This window comes from Phytoactinopolyspora limicola (genome assembly GCF_011320225.1).
GTDB classification, from domain to species: Bacteria; Actinomycetota; Actinomycetes; order Jiangellales; family Jiangellaceae; genus Phytoactinopolyspora; species Phytoactinopolyspora limicola.
Genome location: NZ_JAAOEN010000002.1, coordinates 566,573 through 584,979 on the forward strand (window position 1 = coordinate 566,573; position 18,407 = coordinate 584,979).

The window sequence follows — 18,407 nt, forward strand, 5'->3', positions numbered from 1 at the left end:
TCCTGGACAACACATTCGATCGGGAGTTGGGTGTGTACTTCACCGACCGAGGAATCGAGGAACTCGAACACCGCCGAGGAGACGAGCAGATCAGTCTCGGCTGGTTGGCCGAACAACTACGCGACTTCGTGGACGAGAACCCCGAGTTCGAGACCGCCGTCGAACGCCTGGCCACATATCTGGCTCGCCTCGACGACGAGACCGACGACAGCTGACCGGCCCGCGGCCGGACAGCGGAGGTGATGGGAGGACAGCCGGTGCGGGATATCCGGATCTGCGTGTTCGGAGACTCCTTCGTGGCCGGCGTGGGTGACCCCAAAGCGCTCGGCTGGGTGGGTAGGGTCGCCGCGCGGACACCACCGTCCACCGGTGTCGACCTCACCGTGTATCCACTGGGTGTGCGCCGGCAGACCATGGAGGACGTCGTGTTGCGGCTTCCTATGGAGTGTGCGCCGCGCTTCGCCCAGGGCGACGAGGGCCGCATCGTCATCGCCGCCGGCGTCAACGACGCCCACCAGGGTGTCGAACCGGAGCGCACCGCGGCCGCGCTGGAGTTCGGCCTAGCGTCGATGGACGTGTCCACACTGGTCATCGGGCCGCCGCCGGTGGGCGACGACGCCATGCTCACGCGCCTTGCCACCCTCGACGCCGCACTGGCCGAGTTGTGCCAACGTCGCGAACTGCCCTATGTGTCGACGTACGGCGCCTTGGCCAACCGTGATGCGTGGCGCGAGGCCCGCGCCGACGACGGCATTCATCCCAACCAGACCGGGTATGGGCTGCTCGCGTACGTAATCTTGCATGATGCGTGGTATCGCTGGCTCGGCGTCACCCCACCCGACACTCCAGTCCACCCCCGCCCCACCCCGTAGTGCACCTGATCTCCGTTTTGTCACCTGATCGTTTTTGTGGCGACGATCAGATGCGGACGTGATGGCAACGCTGCTGGTCAACGTGCCGCAGCGTCGTCCGGAGGTATCTCGGGATGCGAACGGTAAACGATCAGATGCGCCATCTGACCGTAGATGTCGACGCGTGCATCTGATCGTCGGAGCGCCCACCGCGCCGTGGCTGTTCACCATCTGTTGACGTGCATCATCATCAGCACGGGCGGCGGCCGGTCATCCCGGTGCGTGCGGCAGCCCGTCCCAGACCCGGCGCCTGTTTCCGGGATCCGGTTGGCCCGCATTCAACCGCGCTGATCGCGCTCGTCGGCCTCGGCGTACGTGGTGGCGACGCGCATCCTCGCCACTTGGCTGCAACAAGGTTCCTTACGGCGCGCCGCCGTGTGCAGTAGGCCTCCTTGTTGTTGCCCTGGTGACAGTAAGCGTCCTTGTGCCCAGGGCGGATGCCGCAGTAAGCCTCCTTGCTGCTGCCCGGACGGCAACATATTTCCCTTTGCCGTGAGGCCGCCGCGGCATGCCCCGCACTCCGCTACTGCCAGATGGCGTTAAAGCCCGAATCCGGCTCCTAGCACCATCTGGCGGTAGCGCAGTGCGCGATGTCGTACTGGGATCCGATGGGCCCGACTTTGCGAAGCCTCGGTTGCGCCACGCCAGCAGGCCTCCCTGGCCTCGACTGCAGCCACCTGACTCCGCCCGCACGGCGAAGCCGATCAGATGCACGCGTCGACATCTACGGTCAGATGGCGCATCTGATCGTTTACCGTTCGCATCCCGAGATACCTCCGGACGACGCTGCGGCACGTTGACCAGCAGCGTTGCCATCACGTCTGCATCTGATCGTCGCCACAAAAACGATCAGGTGACAAAACGGAGATCAGGTGCACTACGGGGTGAAGACGACCTTGCCGAAGACGTCGCCGTGCGCCATCGCGGCAAAGCCGTCCCGAGCCTCCCGCAGCGGTATTACCCGGTCGACAGCGGGGCGCAGCCCAGACCGGGCGCAGAAGGCGAGCAGCTGCCCCAGCTCCTCACGGGTACCCATGGTGGAGCCGAGTATCCGCAGTTGCAGGAAGAATACCCGGTTGAGTTCGGTTGGCCCGGACCAGCCGGACGTGGCTCCCGACACCACAACTACGCCGCCTTGGCGCAACGAGCGGATCGAGTGTTTCCACGTCGCTTCTCCCACGGTCTCCATCACCGCGTCAACCCGGTCTGGCAGGCGGGCTCCGGACTCGAAGACCGCATCGGCCCCCAGTTCCCGCGTGCGTTCGGCTTTCTCGACGTCGCGCGACGTGACCCACACCCGGGCGCCGGCCGCGGCGGCGAGGCTGATCAGCGCGGTTGACACACCACCGCCGGCGCCTTGCACGAGGACGGTCTGCCCGGGCTTGAGCTGCGCCTGGGTGAAGAGCATCCGATAGGCGGTGAGCCACGCGGTGGGCAGACAGGCAGCCTCGGCAAACGACAGCTCCGGCGGTTTTGGCAGCAGGTTGCGCCGGGGCACGGCCACCCGCTCAGCGAAGGTGCCTGGATGACGTTCGGACAGCAAGGACCGGCGCGGGTCCAGTGTCTCGTCGCCCAGCCATCCTGGGTCGGAGATCACGGCGTGGACAACCACCTCGTTGCCGTCTTGATCGACCCCTGCGGCGTCACCACCCAAGATCATCGGCAGCTGCTCGGCCGTCAGCCCTACCCCGCGCAGCGACCATACGTCGTGGTGGTTGAGTGAGGCGGCCTTGACGTCGACGACGGTCCACCCATCAGGCACGTCGGGCTCTGGACGTGCTCCCAGGACCAGCCCGTTCAGGGGTTCGTCGGCATCGAAGCTTTCGGCGTAGGCAGCGAACATCTTCCGACCCTACCGGTTGGTCGCCGGCCTCCACGGTCGCCGGCCTCCACGGTCGCCGGCCTCCACGGTCGCCGGCCTCCACGGTCGCCGGCCTCCACGGTCGGCGGCCGTCATCACGGCGCCATCCCTGGGACGGAGGAGCCGGGTTACGGCAGACGGGCTACGCCTTCGTCACGAGCCGCGCGCGCCACCGCGGCCGCGACGGCCGGCGCCACCCGGGGGTCGAATGGCCCCGGAACGACGTAGTCCACGGCTAGCTGGTCGCCGACGATCTCGGCCAGCGCCTCGGCGGCGGCACGCTTCATACCTTCGGAGACCTGGCTGGCCCGCACGTCCAACGCACCGCGGAAGATACCGGGGAAGGCCAGCACGTTGTTGATCTGGTTGGGAAAATCGCTGCGTCCGGTGGCGACGACGGCGGCGTGCCGGTGTGCGACCGTCGGATGCACCTCGGGATCTGGATTGGCCAACGCGAAGATCACCGCGTCCGGCGCCATCTGGGCAACGGCGTCTTCCGGGATCACCCCGCCGGACACGCCGATCAGTACGTCGGCACCGGGCAACACGTCGTGGGCGCCACCGCGCAAGCTCCCGGGGTTGGTGGTGCGGGCCAGTTCGTCCTTGACGGTGCTGAGCCCGGGCCGGCCAGCGTGGATCGCGCCGGCGCGGTCCATGACGACGATGTCGCGCACCCCCATGGACTGCAAAATCTTGGTCACGGCCACCCCGGCCGCGCCAGCACCGGAGACGACGACTCGAACGTCGCCCATGGTCCGACTCGTCAAGCGCAATGCGTTGACCAGTGCGGCGGCCACGACGACGGCCGTACCGTGTTGGTCGTCGTGGAACACGGGGATGTCCAGACGCTGCTGCAATCGGCGCTCCACCTCGAAGCATCGGGGTGCGGAGATGTCTTCCAGGTTGATACCGCCGAACGTGGGCGCCATCCGGGCCACCGTCTCGACCAGTTCGTCGACGTCGCGGCAGTCCAGGCAGACCGGCACCGCGTCGACCCCGGCGAACTCCTTGAACAGCAGCGCTTTGCCTTCCATGACCGGCAGCGCGGCCTCCGGGCCGATGTCGCCGAGACCTAGCACCGCCGAACCATCGGTGACGACGGCGACGGTGTTGCCCTTCCAGGTGAGGTCGTGTACACGTGCCGGCGAGTCGGCGATGGTGGTGCACACGCGTGCCACGCCGGGAGTGTAGGCGAGCGAGAGGTCGCTGGCGTCACGCACGGGCACGGTGGAGCGGACCTCGAGCTTGCCGCCACGGTGCAGGTGCACGGCGCGGTCGGTGAGCGAATCGGCATCGGGTTGAGCCGGGACGACGGGTTGGGACGGGACGATCTCGGCAACCATGTGGTGACCCCTGACGGCGTGCTGGTAGGTCGGACAGATGAGCAGAGAATGCCGGCGACGTCTGCGCCGCGTGATGCCGCGGCAAGCAGGTACCGGCGACGGGGGTCACCCGTGCGGGGCCATTCTGCCATGCCCAAACCGGGGACGAAACCGGTTTACGTGTAGTTCTTTACTCGATCGTGGCCAGATGATGACCACAGCGCACGTGGATGCTGGCAGGATTCGCCCCACCGACCAAGCGGTCGCGCACACCCTCACCGCGACCCCGACGAAGTGCTGGCCTATCACCCAGACCCGGGAGAGCCGCGATGACATTAGCACGCTGGGCACGACCAATCGGTCTCGTATCCGCCGGTCTGCTTCTGCTCGCCTCGTGTAGTAGTGACGACGGTCAACACCAAGCCTTCTTGCTCGTCGAGGAGGGCATGCTGACCGTCTGTTCTGAGGTCCCCTACCCACCGTTCGAGTTCGAGGATCCCGACGCGCCCAGCGGCTACAGCGGGTTCGACATGGACCTCATGCAGGCGATCGCCGATGGACTCGGCCTCGAGATGCAGGTCAGAGTAGTGGGATTCGATCCGCTCATCGATGGAACGGCCTTCGGCTATCGCCAATGCGACGTCGGCGCCTCAGCCATCACGATCACGGAGGAGCGACGGGCCGACATCGACTTCTCCGACCCTTACTACGACTCCCTACAGTCGTTGCTCGTCGCGGCGGACTCGGGTATCTCCTCCATCGACGACCTCGACGGCCACACCGTCGGCATCCAAGCCAGTAGCACCGGGCAGAAGTTCGCCGGTGAACACTTGCCGAGTGGTGCCGAGTTGCAGCCGTACCCGGGTGACGCCGAGATGTGGCCGGCGCTGCAATCCGGCCGAATCGACGCGATCTTGCAGGACTACCCGGTCAACTACGAACACGAGCAGGACGACTCGAACTACACGATCGTCGAGACCTTCGAGACCGACGAACAGTACGGCTTCGCCTACGGCCGGGGAGAACGGCGCGAACTCATCCAAGCGGTCAACGAGCAGCTCGCACAGCTGCGGGAGGACGGCACATACGACGAGATCTACCAGCGCTACTTCGGGGTCGACTGACCGGCCCGCAAGATGCGGCAGACGCACGTCGGGCCCCAGCGGCACCGTAGTTGAGCCCAGCCGCGCACACATCCGACGTCCGAATCGTGCTTCTTTACTCGATCGTGGCCGGAACATGACCCGATCGCATCAAATCGATGGCAGGATTTGCCGCACACAATTAATGGCACTGACCCCGATCGGGAGAGAAACATCGCCATGACCTTGCTCCATATTTCGCGATCGATCGCCGTAGCCGCCGCTGGCGTCCTACTCCTGTCAGCTTGTGGCGACGACGGTGACGACGCCGACACCACCCCACAGAACGGTGCTGACACCGCGGACTACAACCTCGTCGAAGACGGTGTACTCACTGTTTGTTCCGAAGTTCCTTACCCGCCGTTCGAGTTTGAAGACTCCGACGCACCCAGCGGATACAGCGGCTTCGACATGGACCTCATGCAAGCCATCGCCGACGGAATCGGCCTCGAAATGCGGGTTCAGGCGGTTGGCTTCGACCCGCTCCAAAGCGGCACGGTGTTCGCCGCGAACCAATGCGACGTCGGCGCCTCGGCGATGACCATCACCGATGAACGCAAGGAGAATCTCGACTTCTCCGATCCGTACTATGACTCGCTGCAGTCGCTGCTCGCTGCGGCCGACGGTGATATCAACTCGATTGATGACCTCGACGGCCGGGCCGTCGGCGTCCAGCAGGCGACCACCGGACAGTCCTATGCCGAGGGTAATGCCCCCGAAGGCGCCAGCATCCAGTCTTTCCCCGGCGACCCGGAACTATGGGCCGCTCTCCAGGCCGGCAACATCGATGCGATCCTGCAGGACTTCCCGGTCAACTACGAGCATCAAGAGGCCGACGACGGCTATGTGATCGTCGAGACCTACGAAACCGACGAGCAGTACGGTTTCGCGCTGGGCAAGGATGAACGCCCAGCCCTGCTGGCGGCCATCAACGAACAACTGGCCGAACTGCGAGACGACGGCACGTACGACGAGGTCTACGCCGAATACTTCAGCGTCGACTGATCGGGTCAAACGTGCGGAGGACTACCCGCAAGCGCCTCAACCGAGGCACCATGTACGCCGTCTTCGTGGCGGTGATCGTGATGGTCGTGCTGGCCGCCGACTGGGGCCGGCTGCAGCGAGTCTTCTTTCAATGGGACATCGCTCGCGACCAACTTCCCGAGATCATCACGATCGCCGCCAGGAACACGGTGCTGTTCACGCTGATCGCGTTCGGTGGCGGGCTCGCTTTCGGCGTGTTGCTGGCCTTGATGAAGCTGTCCACGGTTGCGCCCTATCGCTGGGTAGCCACGGCGTATGTCGAGATCTTCCGCGGCCTGCCAGCGCTGCTGACCATCTTCGCCATGGCCTACGCGGTTCCGGTCGCCTTCAGCTTCCGCCCTCCCGGCGGCGCCGTCGGCGCAGGTTTGATCGCCCTCATCATGGTGGCCGCCGCATACGTCGCCGAAATAGTCCGCGCTGGGATCCAAGGGGTGCCCAAGGGGCAGGCCGAGGCCGCGCGGTCACTTGGCATGTCGCCGAACCGAACGATGTTCTCGATCATTCTGCCGCAGGCGTTCCGGATCGTGATCCCACCCATCACAAACGAGTTCGTCCTACTGATCAAAGACACGTCGTTGCTGTTCATCGTGGGCACCACACCGGCGATGAAAGAACTCACCACATATTCGCGAGACGCCATGAACACGGCCGGAAACGCCACTCCACTCGTCATGGGGGGCCTGCTCTACCTCATGATCACGATCCCATTGACGCGGCTCGTCGCCGTGCTGGAGAAGAGGCAAGCGAGATCGCGATGACACTACCGGACCAGCTACCCAACGACGTTCCGGCCATTGAGATCGTCGACCTCAGGAAAAGCTTTGGCGCCCTGGAGGTTCTCAAGGGCGTGGACCTCACCGTGAACCCCGGCCAGGTGGTGTGTGTCATCGGGCCCAGCGGCTCAGGGAAATCAACGCTGCTGCGCTGTGTGAACCTCCTCGAAGAACCAACGTCGGGCGAGATTCGAGTAGAGGGTATCGACGTTCTCGATCCAGACGTCGACATTGACCGCGTACGGGCGCGGATCGGCATGGTGTTCCAACAATTCAACCTGTTCCAGCACCTCACTGTTTTGCGTAACTTGACCATTGCGCAACAGCGGGTGCTGGGCCGGAAGAAGGAGGATGCCCGGCAGGTCGCCCTGGCCAACCTGCAACGCGTCGGGCTGGGCGAGAAAGTCGACGCATACCCGGCCCACCTTTCTGGAGGCCAGCAGCAGCGTGTCGCCATCGCGCGAGCGCTGTCGATGGAGCCGGACATGATGCTCTTCGACGAACCCACCTCCGCGCTCGATCCCGAACTGGTCGGTGATGTTCTCGACGTCATGCGCAGCCTTGCCGCTAGTGGAATGACCATGATGGTGGTCACCCACGAAATGGGCTTTGCCCGGGAGGTCGGTGACGAGTTGGTCTTCATGGACCAAGGCGTCATCGTCGAGTCGGGTCATCCCCGGGAGGTTCTCGCGGCGCCCCAGCATTCTCGGACCCAGGCTTTCCTGTCAAAGGTGCTCTGACCTGTCAAAGGTGCTCTGAGCGGCCAAAGGTCGCTGCCGCGACGGTGACCTCGCGTGGTCCTCGAAGGTGTTGTCCCGACCACTCGGCTTGCGAGACCCGGGGAATGTGACAGGCTAACGGCTGAGTGATCTCTCCAATCAGGAGGCCCGGTGAGCGACCCCCAGGCGACGAACGCTGATCTCGTCGAACTGAGCGTGCCCGCGTCCAGTGCGTACCTCGCTGTGCTGCGTACTACGTCGGCGGGGTTGGGCGCCCGGCTCGGCCTCACGCTCGACGACATCGAAGATCTGCGGATCGCCGTCGACGAAGCCTGCGCGATGCTGTTGCCGGTGGCCCAGAGCGGCGCCAATCTGCAGTGCCGTTTCGAGCTGCACGATGACTCCCTAGAGGTGGTCGTCTCGGTCGCGGCCGCCCACACCACCTTGCCAGCTCCGGAGAGTTTCGCGTGGACGGTCTTGTCCGCCCTCGCTGGCGAGGTCTACTCGTCGGTCAAGGATGGACGGGTGGCTATCACGCTGCGCAAGAAGCGGGGGTGAACGCAGGTGGAGCAGACCGCCCTCGATCGAAACGAGAGCCGTGAGCTCCTCCGCGAGCTGGCCTCGCTGAAGCCTGACGATCCGCGGCGGCTCGCCACCCGCAATCGGCTGGCCACTATCCATCTGCCGTTGGCCGAACATCTGGCTCGCCGTTTCGCGGGGCGTGGCGAGCCGTACGAGGATTTGGTGCAGGTGGCCACCATCGGTCTGATCAAGTCGTTGGACCGTTATGACCCCGCTCGGGGGGTGGAATTCTCGACGTACGCCACACCTACCATCCTCGGCGAGATCAAGCGGTGGTTCCGCGACAAGGGTTGGGCGGTGCGGGTACCACGACGCCTACAGGAACTGCGGCTGTCCATTGGTACGGCCACCACGGAGCTCACCCATCAGCTCGGCCGGTCGCCGACGGTCGCCGAGCTGGCCAAGACCTTGCAGGTTGGCGAGGACGCGGTGCTGGAGGCGTTGGAATCGGCGACGGCCTACAACGCCATCTCGCTGGATGCCCCGGAAGCCAACCCCGACACCGGCGCCGCGCCGCTGGACCTGATCGGGCATCACGACGAAGCGCTGGATGGGGTGGAGAACCGCGAGGCGATCTCGCGCATCCTCGCTACGCTGCCGGAACGGGAACGACAGATCATCGTGCTGCGCTTCTTCCGCGGCATGACGCAGTCGCAGATCGCCCAAGAGGTGGGCATCTCCCAGATGCACGTCTCTCGTCTGTTGTCTCGCACTCTCGCACACATGCGGACGTCGCTCCTGGCGGACGCAGCCGATGCCGGTTTCTGAACAACCGCGCTCGTGTGCCCCGGTCCACGCGGCTACGGGCCGCGCCCACTAGGGTGTCCTTTATGCGCGCTCTCGTCGTCGTCAATCCGCACGCGACGACCACCTCGGAGCGCACCCGTGACGTCCTGCTCTCCGCTCTGCGCCACGACCTCGAACTACAGGTGGCCGAGACGACACACCGGGACCACGCCGCGGAACTCGGCCGGCAGGCCCGAGACGAAGAACTCGACCTCGTCGTCGCGGTGGGCGGCGACGGCACCATCAATGAACTGATCAACGGCGTATTGCATCGCGGAGCCGGACCGAAAGTGCCGGCCGTCGGCCTGGTGCCCGGCGGCAGTACCAATGTGCTCGCGCGCAACCTCGGCATTCCCGAAGACCCCGTGGAAGCCACCGGCCTGCTGCTCGATGCGATCAGGTCGGGCCGCCACCAGCCCATCGGCTTGGGCCGCGTCGACGAGCGATACTTCACCTTCGCCGCCGGTATGGGGCTGGACGCCGACGTCGTCCGTGCCGTCGAGGAGGCTCGCGCCGCCGGCCGCCGGTCCACCCATCCGCTGTATGTGCGCACCGCGATCCGGCGGTTTCTCGCCCAGCCGGACCGACGGCATGCCCATATCAGCGTCGAGTCGGCCACTGGCGCCGAACCAATACCGTCCGTCGCGGTCGCCGTGATCAGCAACTGCTCGCCATGGACGTATCTCGGCAGCCGACCGCTGCGGCCGACACCGAAGGCGTCGTTCACCGGCGGGCTCGATCTGTTCGGCCTGACGAGCCTAGGCCTGGTATCCACCCTGACGTCGCTCACCCGGATGACCACCAGACGTGGACCTCGTGGCCGCCGCGTCGTCACCCTGCATGATCAACCTGAACTGCTCTTGCACTCGGCGCAGCCTATGCCTGTCCAGGTCGACGGCGACTACATCGGTGAGCGGGACCGGATCATGCTCACTTCCGTACCCGAGGCCATCCGCATCGCCTATTGAGCGGCCGCGCGAGTCGAGTCACCGCAGGGTGCCCGCCCACCCAAACAGGGCATGACCCACTGACGTCTCGTGAACGGGACATTTACCTCGAATACCGACGCAACAGAGTTATCGATCTTGCTGCCAGCCACCCGGCGACCCGACGCAGCACCTCGGTCAGCACTGGCGGCACAGTCGAGCCAACCGGAGCTAAATGTCCTTTTTATGACGTTTTCTACCCTTATTGTGATGGAGGCTACACGAAGTTTGATGAGATGGAACGCACAAAGCCCTTGTACACGGGTCACGAACTTGTCACCCTTGTACTGCCACGTGGTTAACGGAGGCGCAACCTGCGCGCCCCGGCGGCCACCACGGAAGGACTGGTGGCATCCCCTTGTCGGGCAGCAGCACCGGTAAGAGGTTGTCGGCAGTTCGTGAACGAATTCACGTAATGTCGTGCGCCGGACGGAAACCCTGAATGGCGCCATAATACCGAGGAGCTGTGAGACCCATGGACTGGCGCCACCGTGCCGCCTGTCGCGACGAAGATCCCGAGCTGTTCTTCCCCATCGGGAACACCGGACCTGCGTTGCTCCAGATCGAAGAAGCCAAGGCGGTCTGCCGACGGTGCGACGTCCGCGAGGAATGCCTACGCTGGGCCCTCGAAAGCGGGCAGGATGCCGGCGTCTGGGGCGGACTGTCCGAGGACGAGCGGCGCGCACTCAAACGTCGCAACGCCCGCGCCCGCGCCCGCGCCTACTGATCCCCACCTTCGCCGACATCTCGGCCCCAGACGTTCACCATCCGGCCATCCGCACCGCGGGTGGCCGGCGCAGTTTGTGCGTAGCACCTTCCACGCCCGAGCTTGTCACCATGAGCCCCACCTCACCCGCGAGGCTTCGCTAGCGCAATAAGCGCCAAGCACGTAACTCGGCGGCGGTCAGCTCCGATCATCTGGACCACTGACAAAGATCGAGTTCCCTCAGCATTCACCACACATGCCGTGAAGCGTCCGGCCGGCCCGTGTGAGCACCCTCGAAATAGTGCTTGCAAGCCTTGACGCTCGGTTGTGTCGCCACTATGTTGGTGCAACCGCTTGCATAATTTCGGCCGTCATTTGATACCAGATGATGACGTGCCGTAAATACACAAACCGTGGGTGTCGGCCGAGAGAGGGACACGATGGGAATCACGCAGGCTTTCCGCGCGGCGGCAGTGATCGTCGCCACCGCCGTCGCCGTCACCGCATGTGGCGGCGGCGATGACGCCAACCAGGTAGGCACCGATACCAGCTCCTCCGGTGACCAGGAACAGCCATCGGGCAAGGTGACGTTCTGGTCCTACCCGATCGGCGATGCCAATACCGACCAGTACTGGACGCCTGTGGTGGCTCGTTTCAACGAGCAGTACCCAGATATCGACGTAGAAGTTATCGTCCAGCCTTGGGACGGCCGCGAGGAACAGCTGAACACCTCGCTGGCCGGCGGGCTCGCACCCGACGTCGCGTACTTCAACCCGGACTTCATACCCAAGTTCGTCGAACAGGGTGTCCTCGAATCAGTCAGCGACGTCATCGCCGATGACGTGGACGACTTCCGCGAGCCAGCAGTGGCCGCGATGAGCTACAACGACGAGCTCTACGGCGTCCCGCTCCTGATGAGCGTTAGCTCCGTGATCTGCTTCCAGAACGTTCTGGACGAAGCCGGCGTGGACTGCCCGACCACCTGGGACGAGGCTCTTGAGATCGCCCCGATCGTGAAGGACGCCGGCTACTACGCCACCCAGTACTCGGGCACGACCAGCCTGAACCACTCCTTCTATCCGTTCCTGCTCCAGGCCGGCGGCGAGGTGCTCAACAGCGAGGGGCAGGCGGCGTTCAACGGGCCGGAAGGTGTGGCCGCACTGAGCTTCCTGAAGGAAATGGCTGAGAACGACTACCTGCCCCAGCAGAGCCTCACCACCCAGGAAGACTTCGAGCAGACCCCGGCCGGACGCAGCGAGGTAGCGTTCCTCGTCGACGGCTTCGTCGCCACCGTCAGCCGGTTCGTCGACCCGGAGAACATCGTCGTCAGCCCACCGCTCAGCGGCGCGCAGCCGGCCAACTTCGGCACGGTGGGTGGCCTGTCGATCTTCAACACGAGCGACAACATCGATGCCGCCAAACTCTGGGTGAAGTTCCTGACCTCACCCGAGGAGATGGAGTCGTTCAACCGGGATGCTCACTTCTCCGCCGCCCGGGCGTCGATCACCGGGATCTTCGACGACCCCTTGATGATCGAGCAGGAGAAGTACCTCGACACCGTCTGGTCCGGTGTTGTCCACCCGCAGGCCCGCGAGATCATCGACCTGCTGAAGCCACACCTGCAGGCCGCTCTTCTGGGCCGCACCAGTCCGCAAGATGCGCTGGACGCCGCTGCCGCAGAAGTCGATGGCATGCTCAGCCGCGGATAAGAGCTTCCGCCCATAGATCGGTGGAGCTGAGCCAGTAGAGGAGCGAGCATGGCAAGGCGGAGGAGGAGGTCGATGCGGAGCCATCGATCGACGACGACAACGAAGCCAGGCGACGCTCGTCTGCTGGCTCAGCCCGCCAGCATCTATTGGCGGAAGCTCTGAGTGTCGCGGACCGGAAGCCCACAAGACTAGGGCACTAGTGCCCCGCGTGGGACGTCTGTTCACCACACCCTAGACGACGCTCCGGCCAGCGGGCTCGAAACACCGCTGGCCGGGACGACAGGCAGGAGGCCTGCTCGTGGCAATCGCTGCCCGCAACCGTGCCGGAGCACCCGCGCCGGTGCGTCGGCGCTGGTGGAGGTCCGACAAGGCGGTGATCGCCTACGTCTTCATCCTCCCGTACGTCATTCTCTTCCTCACCTTCAAGATCGCCCCCGCGATCTTCGGCGTTGGCCTCAGCTTCACCAACTGGCGCCCGGTCGGCGGCGCGGACTTCATCGGCTTCGACAACTTCACCCGACTCTTCAGCGACCCCATCTTCTGGGGCGCACTTCGGGTGACGCTGGTGTACGCGATCATCGCCATACCGATGTCGATCACGGTGTCGCTGTTCATGGCCCTCTTGTGCGACCGGACGTTGCGCGGCATGGGCATCTACCGGTCGATCTTCTTCCTGCCAGTCGTCACCAGTTCGGTGATCGCCGGCATCATCTGGGTCTGGATCTTCGGCCAGCAAGGGCCGCTCAACTGGCTCACCGGGCTGGTGGGTGTTGGTCCGCTCGGCTGGCTCCAGAGCGAGATCCTGGTTTTGCCCGCGCTGTCGATGGTCAGTGCGTGGAGCAATTTCGGCTACAACATGCTGATCCTGCTCGCCGGCATGCTGGCTATCCCCCGCGATTACTACGAGGCAGCCGAGCTCGACGGTGCCAACTGGTTCAAGCGGTTCCGGCACGTCACCATCCCGCTGCTCAAACCTGCACTGTTCTTCGTCCTCATCCTGGAGATCATCAAGTCGTTCCAGGTGTTCGACACCATCTACGTCATGACCGGTGGCGGTCCGTTCCGGTCGAGTTACACGTTGACGTACATGATCTACGACCAGGGGTTCGGCTACTTCGACTTCGGCTACGCCAGCGCCGTGGGTGTCGTGCTGCTGGTGATCACCCTGGCGGTCTCCCTCGTCCAACGGTGGCTGTTCGACAAGGAGAAGAAGAAGTGACCGTCTCGACTGCGCCGCAGACAACGTCGCCCCCGACCACACCCACCGGCAGCAAACCGCTCGCCAGGGGTCGTCGCCGGCGCCCCGGACTTATGCACCTGCCGCTGATCCTGGCCGCGGTGATCACCGCGTTCCCGTTCTACGCGATGATCGTCATCTCGCTCCAGCCGGGCCAGCCGATCGACCTGCCCGGTTCCCTGTTCCCCGCGGTGATCTCCTACGACAGTTACCAAGAGGTGCTCGGCAACTCGCGGATCTTCCAGTGGGCCTTCAACTCGGCGGTCTACTCGATCGCATCGGTGGTCCTGGTGCTGGTGTTCGCGTCGATGGCTGGTTATGCGTTCGCCAAGAAGACGTTCTTCGGTCGCGAAGTGATCTTCTGGTCGTTCGTGGCGATGCTGATGGTGCCCTATCACCTGACTCTGATCCCGCAGTTCATCATCGTCTCGGAGATGGGCGGCCTCAACACCCTGTGGGGTTTGACGGTCCCGACGCTCGCCAACGTGCAGGCGATGTTCCTCATGCGGCAGTTCATCCGCGATATCCCGGACGAGCTGATCGAGGCGGCCCGGATCGACGGTGCCGGCGAGTTCCGCATCTACTGGTCGATCATCTTGCCGCAAACCAAACCGATCATGGCGACGCTGGGTACGTTCGTGTTCCTCTGGCATTGGAACGACTTCCTCTGGCCGTTGGTCGCGCAGCGCACACCGGACATGTACGTGCTGACCGTGGGTTTGAACAGCATGCAGCAGCAGGAGACCGTTCTCGCCACCACCATGGCCGGGGCCGTGATCATCTTCGTTCCAACGCTGCTGATCTTCATCTGCCTGCAACGCTTCTTCGTCCGCGGTGTGGTGATGAGCGGGCTGAAATAGCCGCCTAGGGCTACCTGGCCCGGATGGCCAGGTAGCCCCGGGGAGGCGCGGCGCAACAGTGTCGACTGCAACCGCTTGCAGAAACGGAGCGCGATGATCATGCCCTCGCGACGCCCCTCTCACCGGCCCGGCCGGCCTGTCCCCGTGCTGGCTTCGGGCGGTCCAGCCCGGGCCGAGACCCGCCGGAAGTGGTGGAGCAATTGGCTGGGCGCCGAGCGGGCTCCGGACGCGGCGTGGCAGCTCGGCCCCATGGCCGCGTGGCGTGACGAGTTCGACCGAGGCCAGCTCGCTATCACCACCCACGGCACCACCATGGAGGCCGCTCTGCTCCGCCCGGCCGGCTACCCAGGCCACCCCGGCCGGCTGGCCACGGTCGTGCTGCCGTTCTACGACGTCGCATCGTTGCTCGGCGAGCGGTCGGCGCGCACCCTGGATCGGTCGGACGAGCGGATCCGGGCGCATGCCTATGCCCGCCACCTGGTCGGCCATGGCGTCGCGGTCCTGGCCGTACCCTGGTGGTTCGAGTACGTCCTACCCGAATCGGCTCCCCTGACGCCGCTAGCCGCGAGGTACCAACCAGCGGCCGGCCGGCACCGCCGGACCATCGGCGGAACACCACTCGGGCGCAGCATCGGGGATCTCCTCGTCGCCGTCGATGCCCTGGCCTCGGTGCCGTGGATCGATCCGGACCGGATCGGCGTCTTTGGCCACTCCCTCGGTGGGAAACTCGCACTCTTCCTCGCCGCACTGGATCCGCGGATCGCCGCCGGGGTGGTCCACGAGGCCGGCCTGGGCTGGGCCAACTCCAACTGGTCCGATCCGTGGTACCTGGCCGGCGACCCACCGGGCGACCACGATCACGACGAGCTCCTCGGACTGGTGGCGCCGCGCCCGATCCTCGTCGCCGGTGGGAACGACGCCGACGGCTGGCACAACCGGAACGTCGTCGAACAGGCCAGTTGGTATTGGCCCGACACTCATGGCCCCGAGTCGCTCTACCACAACCGCGGGCACACTCCGCCGGACCACGTCCTGCACGCTAGCTACCGCTGGCTGCGGCGGAATCTGGGGAGGTGAGGCCACGGCCGCCTACGTCATCAGCGACCTGCGACCCAGAAAGGCAGCGAGATGAGTAGCACCACTTTTCCACGACCATCCATCCGGACCAGACTTGGCTATACCCTCGGCGCCAGCATGCTGGCCACCGCCGTCCTCGTCGGCACCGGTGCCGGCGCCAACTCGTCAACCGTCGACCCCGCGGCGACCACGGGTACCGTCGTCGGTCCGGTGAACGGCGGCTTCGAAGAACCCGTCGACGACGGCGCCATCCCCGGCTGGACCCACACCCATGGCACCGCCAACCCCGACGCGTTCTCCGTCGTCGATACGCGGGCCGCCGAAGGCGACTACAGCCTGCTGCTGCACAACCCCAGCTCGGAGATCAGCGCCGGGCTCCGCAGCGACCGATTCGACATCACCGGCGGGCATACCTACCGGGTCAGCGCCCAGGTCTACATCGAGGAATACACCAGCCCGAGCGCCTCCTCCCTCTACTTCTACTTCTATGACGAGTCCGGCCAGCAGCTCGAACAGCACACCGTGTCGATCGGGCGGCTCCCGCGGGACAGCTGGCAGCCGGTGACTCTCTACGCCGACGCCCCGGCCGAGGCCACGAGCGCGGCGGTGTTGTTGTACTCGAACATCGCCAACGTCGCCACCTACTACGCCGACGACGTCCAGGTGACCGATCGGGGCGAAGCAGCAGTGGTCGAGGATCTCGGCGTGGCTATGTACACACCGAACGTCCGACTCGGCGCCACCGACACATTGCCGGACGGCACCCCGGTCGCGTACATGTTCTCCGACGGCAACCCGGTCAGCTTCAACGTCGTCGATATCCGCGACGGTCAGCTGCTGGACACCATCGACATGCCGCCCTATACGGTGGCCAGCTCGATCGTGGTCGACGACGATCACAGCGTCTACTTCAGCGTCCGAGCTCCCAACGACGGCACCCTGTGGCGCTACGACCCCGTGGAGCAGGAACTCGAGACTCTCGCCAGCCGCCTCGTCGGGGAGCAGATGCTGCGCAGCCTGCTGCTCGACGGCGACACCCTCTATGGCACCACATACCCGGGCGCCAAGGTGTACTCCTACAACACGGTCAGCGGTGACGTCCACGACTACGGCCCAGTGTTCACCGACGGCGCCTACGCGTGGGGTTTCGATCAGGTGGACGGCGAGCTCTGGGTCGGCACCGGCGCGGTCGGCCGGCTGTACAGCGTCGATCCGGGCAGCGGCGACATCACCGAGATCGACCTGCCGGATGGGGTGGAGCCGGACTTCGTCAACCGCATCATCCGCCACGGTGACCTAGTGTTCGTGGCCTACTCACCGGGCAGCCCGGAGAACGTCGCGGTCTACGACCTCACCGCGGGCGAGTGGTGCTGTACGCAGACGCTGCGGTCCACCGTCGGTACCTGGTCGAAGGCGTCATACGACGGCCAGTTCTTCTACGTGTCCGGCGACACCGTGTACGGCTACGACCTCGATGCCCGGGCCACCGTCTCGATCGGCTGGGAATCCAGCGCGCTCGCCGCGGAGGTCGAGGGAACCATCAGCCTGGAGCTGGTCGACCTGGGCCTGCCGGAGTTCCCCGGCACCAGCCTGGTCGGGCTACGTGGCGACGGCGCACTCTGGCGCTACAACCTAGCCACCGGCGACGGCGACGTGGTGAGCGGCGACATCCACGGCGCGCCGGCCACCGTCCATTCGATTGGCCACGGAGCCGATGGCAACGTCTACGTCGGTGCCTATCTCAGCTCGGGTGTCATGGCCCGCGTCGACCGCTCCACCGGTGAGCTCGAGCAGCTCTCCGGGCCGGGGCAGGCCGACAGCATGATCGCGCATCGGAACCATACGGTGGTGGGTGTCTATCCGAGCGCCTCGTTCTACGCCGGACAACCCGCTCAGGACTGGGAATGGGGCGAGAACCCGTCCCACCTGTTCACCGTGGGCCGGGGTGCACCGCACGGTCAGGATCGGCCGCTCACCATGGTGTCGGCGGGCCCAGTGGTCGCCGCGGGCACCGTGCCGAACTACGGTGAGCTGGGTGGTGCCCTAGTGCTGTTCGATCCGAAACGTGGCGGCGCTGGATACGAGGTGCACCGCAACGTCGTCCACGATCAGAGTGTGGTGGCGCTGGCGTATCGCAACGGTCTGGTCTATGGCGGCACCTCGATCCACGGCGGGCTGTCCAGCGACTCCACCCAGGACGAGGCAGAGCTGTTCATCTGGGACGTCAAGGCCGGCGAGGTGGTCTGGAGCGACGTTGTCGTCCCCGGGGCCACCATCATGCATGAGCTGACGTTCACTCCGAACGGTGACCTCTGGGGCCTGACCGAGACCGGGACGCTGTTCCAGTTCGACCGGCATACCCGCGAGGTGGTGAACACCGTGGAGACGGGTATCACCAACTCCAACGTGTGGGGTCGGCTGAGTGAGCTGTTCTACCGCGAGTCCGATGGCTACCTCTATGGAAACACCGGTGGCCGGCTGTTCCGTCTCGACCCGGACAGCCTCGAGCTAGAGATCCTCGTGTCCAGTGGGGTCCGTGGCGCCGCCGTCGACCGTGACGACACTATCTACTTCACCGACGCGACCAACGTGTTCCGATACGTGCCGAGCGGCGAGGAGTAGGGCTCGACCCTGGTGTGTCGCGCCGGAGATCTCAGGGATTTCCGGCGCGACACACCAGCCGATGTCCGCC

At 65.2% G+C, this 18,407-nt stretch carries 17 protein-coding genes; 15 read left to right on the forward strand and 2 right to left on the reverse strand.

Annotated elements, in window-relative coordinates; translation table 11 throughout:
• The first annotated feature begins 32 nt into the window (after positions 1–32).
• Together G8760_RS08240 and G8760_RS08245 are read left to right on the forward strand one after the other, a co-directional pair.
• Positions 33–215, forward strand: a complete 183-nt coding sequence (locus tag G8760_RS08240) for a DUF6104 family protein (RefSeq protein ID WP_166349563.1) — start codon at positions 33–35, stop codon at positions 213–215.
• A gap of 42 nt (positions 216–257) precedes the next feature.
• The gene (locus tag G8760_RS08245; protein WP_166349566.1) at positions 258–872 is read left to right on the forward strand and encodes a GDSL-type esterase/lipase family protein; all 615 of its coding nucleotides are present in this window, start codon (positions 258–260) and stop codon (positions 870–872) included.
• A gap of 916 nt (positions 873–1,788) precedes the next feature.
• On the opposite strand, the gene G8760_RS08250 is transcribed toward G8760_RS08245, so the two are convergent.
• Both G8760_RS08250 and G8760_RS08255 read right to left on the reverse strand, forming a co-directional pair.
• On the reverse strand, positions 1,789–2,754 hold the full coding sequence (locus tag G8760_RS08250; protein ID WP_166349569.1) for a zinc-binding dehydrogenase: 966 nt from the start codon (positions 2,752–2,754) through the stop codon (positions 1,789–1,791).
• 146 nt (positions 2,755–2,900) lie between these two features.
• The gene (locus tag G8760_RS08255; RefSeq protein WP_166349572.1) at positions 2,901–4,115 is read right to left on the reverse strand and encodes an NAD(P)-dependent malic enzyme; all 1,215 of its coding nucleotides are present in this window, start codon (positions 4,113–4,115) and stop codon (positions 2,901–2,903) included.
• Positions 4,116–4,423: 308 nt separating this feature from the next.
• Here G8760_RS08255 and G8760_RS08260 point away from each other — a divergent pair, with 308 nt between their 5' ends.
• The 13 genes from G8760_RS08260 to G8760_RS08320 all read left to right on the forward strand — a co-directional run bounded on the left by G8760_RS08260 (position 4,424) and on the right by G8760_RS08320 (position 18,337).
• Positions 4,424–5,218 carry a transporter substrate-binding domain-containing protein gene (locus G8760_RS08260; RefSeq protein WP_166349575.1) on the forward strand — a complete coding sequence of 265 codons (795 nt, stop codon included), beginning with the start codon at positions 4,424–4,426 and terminating at the stop codon, positions 5,216–5,218.
• 198 nt (positions 5,219–5,416) lie between these two features.
• Positions 5,417–6,241 carry a transporter substrate-binding domain-containing protein gene (locus G8760_RS08265; RefSeq protein WP_166349578.1) on the forward strand — a complete coding sequence of 275 codons (825 nt, stop codon included), beginning with the start codon at positions 5,417–5,419 and terminating at the stop codon, positions 6,239–6,241.
• A gap of 50 nt (positions 6,242–6,291) precedes the next feature.
• Positions 6,292–7,038: an amino acid ABC transporter permease gene (locus G8760_RS08270; protein ID WP_166349581.1), complete on the forward strand. Its 747-nt coding sequence runs from the start codon at positions 6,292–6,294 to the stop codon at positions 7,036–7,038.
• Positions 7,035–7,793 carry an amino acid ABC transporter ATP-binding protein gene (locus G8760_RS08275; protein ID WP_166349584.1) on the forward strand — a complete coding sequence of 253 codons (759 nt, stop codon included), beginning with the start codon at positions 7,035–7,037 and terminating at the stop codon, positions 7,791–7,793. The genes G8760_RS08270 and G8760_RS08275 overlap by 4 nt, the downstream gene beginning before the upstream one ends.
• A gap of 150 nt (positions 7,794–7,943) precedes the next feature.
• Positions 7,944–8,330 carry an ATP-binding protein gene (locus tag G8760_RS08280; protein WP_166349587.1) on the forward strand — a complete coding sequence of 129 codons (387 nt, stop codon included), beginning with the start codon at positions 7,944–7,946 and terminating at the stop codon, positions 8,328–8,330.
• A gap of 6 nt (positions 8,331–8,336) precedes the next feature.
• A complete protein-coding gene (locus G8760_RS08285; protein ID WP_166349590.1) occupies positions 8,337–9,122 on the forward strand; it encodes an RNA polymerase sigma factor SigF in 786 nt (261 codons plus the stop codon).
• Between the two features lie 62 nt (positions 9,123–9,184).
• On the forward strand, positions 9,185–10,108 hold the full coding sequence (locus tag G8760_RS08290) for a diacylglycerol/lipid kinase family protein (protein ID WP_166349593.1): 924 nt from the start codon (positions 9,185–9,187) through the stop codon (positions 10,106–10,108).
• A gap of 493 nt (positions 10,109–10,601) precedes the next feature.
• Positions 10,602–10,853, forward strand: a complete 252-nt coding sequence (locus G8760_RS08295) for a WhiB family transcriptional regulator (RefSeq protein WP_162452723.1) — start codon at positions 10,602–10,604, stop codon at positions 10,851–10,853.
• Between the two features lie 419 nt (positions 10,854–11,272).
• Positions 11,273–12,541, forward strand: coding sequence for an ABC transporter substrate-binding protein (locus tag G8760_RS08300; protein ID WP_166349596.1), 1,269 nt, complete (start codon positions 11,273–11,275; stop codon positions 12,539–12,541).
• Positions 12,542–12,839: 298 nt separating this feature from the next.
• Positions 12,840–13,760: a carbohydrate ABC transporter permease gene (locus G8760_RS08305; RefSeq protein WP_207782141.1), complete on the forward strand. Its 921-nt coding sequence runs from the start codon at positions 12,840–12,842 to the stop codon at positions 13,758–13,760.
• A complete protein-coding gene (locus G8760_RS08310) occupies positions 13,757–14,638 on the forward strand; it encodes a carbohydrate ABC transporter permease (RefSeq protein ID WP_207782142.1) in 882 nt (293 codons plus the stop codon). Before G8760_RS08305 ends, G8760_RS08310 begins: the two co-directional genes overlap by 4 nt.
• Before the next feature lie 99 nt (positions 14,639–14,737).
• The gene (locus G8760_RS08315) at positions 14,738–15,715 is read left to right on the forward strand and encodes a glucuronyl esterase domain-containing protein (protein WP_166349599.1); all 978 of its coding nucleotides are present in this window, start codon (positions 14,738–14,740) and stop codon (positions 15,713–15,715) included.
• A 51-nt stretch (positions 15,716–15,766) separates the two neighbouring features.
• Positions 15,767–18,337 carry a hypothetical protein gene (locus G8760_RS08320; RefSeq protein WP_166349602.1) on the forward strand — a complete coding sequence of 857 codons (2,571 nt, stop codon included), beginning with the start codon at positions 15,767–15,769 and terminating at the stop codon, positions 18,335–18,337.
• Positions 18,338–18,407: the final 70 nt, after the last annotated feature.

Coding starts and splice junctions, on each gene's coding strand:
- G8760_RS08250 (WP_166349569.1), bottom strand. CDS start 2,754: ATGTTCGCTGCCTACGCCGAAAGCTTCGATGCCGACGAACCCCTGAAC.
- G8760_RS08255 (WP_166349572.1), bottom strand. CDS start 4,115: ATGGTTGCCGAGATCGTCCCGTCCCAACCCGTCGTCCCGGCTCAACCC.
- G8760_RS08260 (WP_166349575.1), top strand. CDS start 4,424: ATGACATTAGCACGCTGGGCACGACCAATCGGTCTCGTATCCGCCGGT.
- G8760_RS08265 (WP_166349578.1), top strand. CDS start 5,417: ATGACCTTGCTCCATATTTCGCGATCGATCGCCGTAGCCGCCGCTGGC.
- G8760_RS08270 (WP_166349581.1), top strand. CDS start 6,292: ATGTACGCCGTCTTCGTGGCGGTGATCGTGATGGTCGTGCTGGCCGCC.
- G8760_RS08275 (WP_166349584.1), top strand. CDS start 7,035: ATGACACTACCGGACCAGCTACCCAACGACGTTCCGGCCATTGAGATC.
- G8760_RS08290 (WP_166349593.1), top strand. CDS start 9,185: ATGCGCGCTCTCGTCGTCGTCAATCCGCACGCGACGACCACCTCGGAG.
- G8760_RS08295 (WP_162452723.1), top strand. CDS start 10,602: ATGGACTGGCGCCACCGTGCCGCCTGTCGCGACGAAGATCCCGAGCTG.
- G8760_RS08300 (WP_166349596.1), top strand. CDS start 11,273: ATGGGAATCACGCAGGCTTTCCGCGCGGCGGCAGTGATCGTCGCCACC.
- G8760_RS08315 (WP_166349599.1), top strand. CDS start 14,738: ATGCCCTCGCGACGCCCCTCTCACCGGCCCGGCCGGCCTGTCCCCGTG.
- G8760_RS08320 (WP_166349602.1), top strand. CDS start 15,767: ATGAGTAGCACCACTTTTCCACGACCATCCATCCGGACCAGACTTGGC.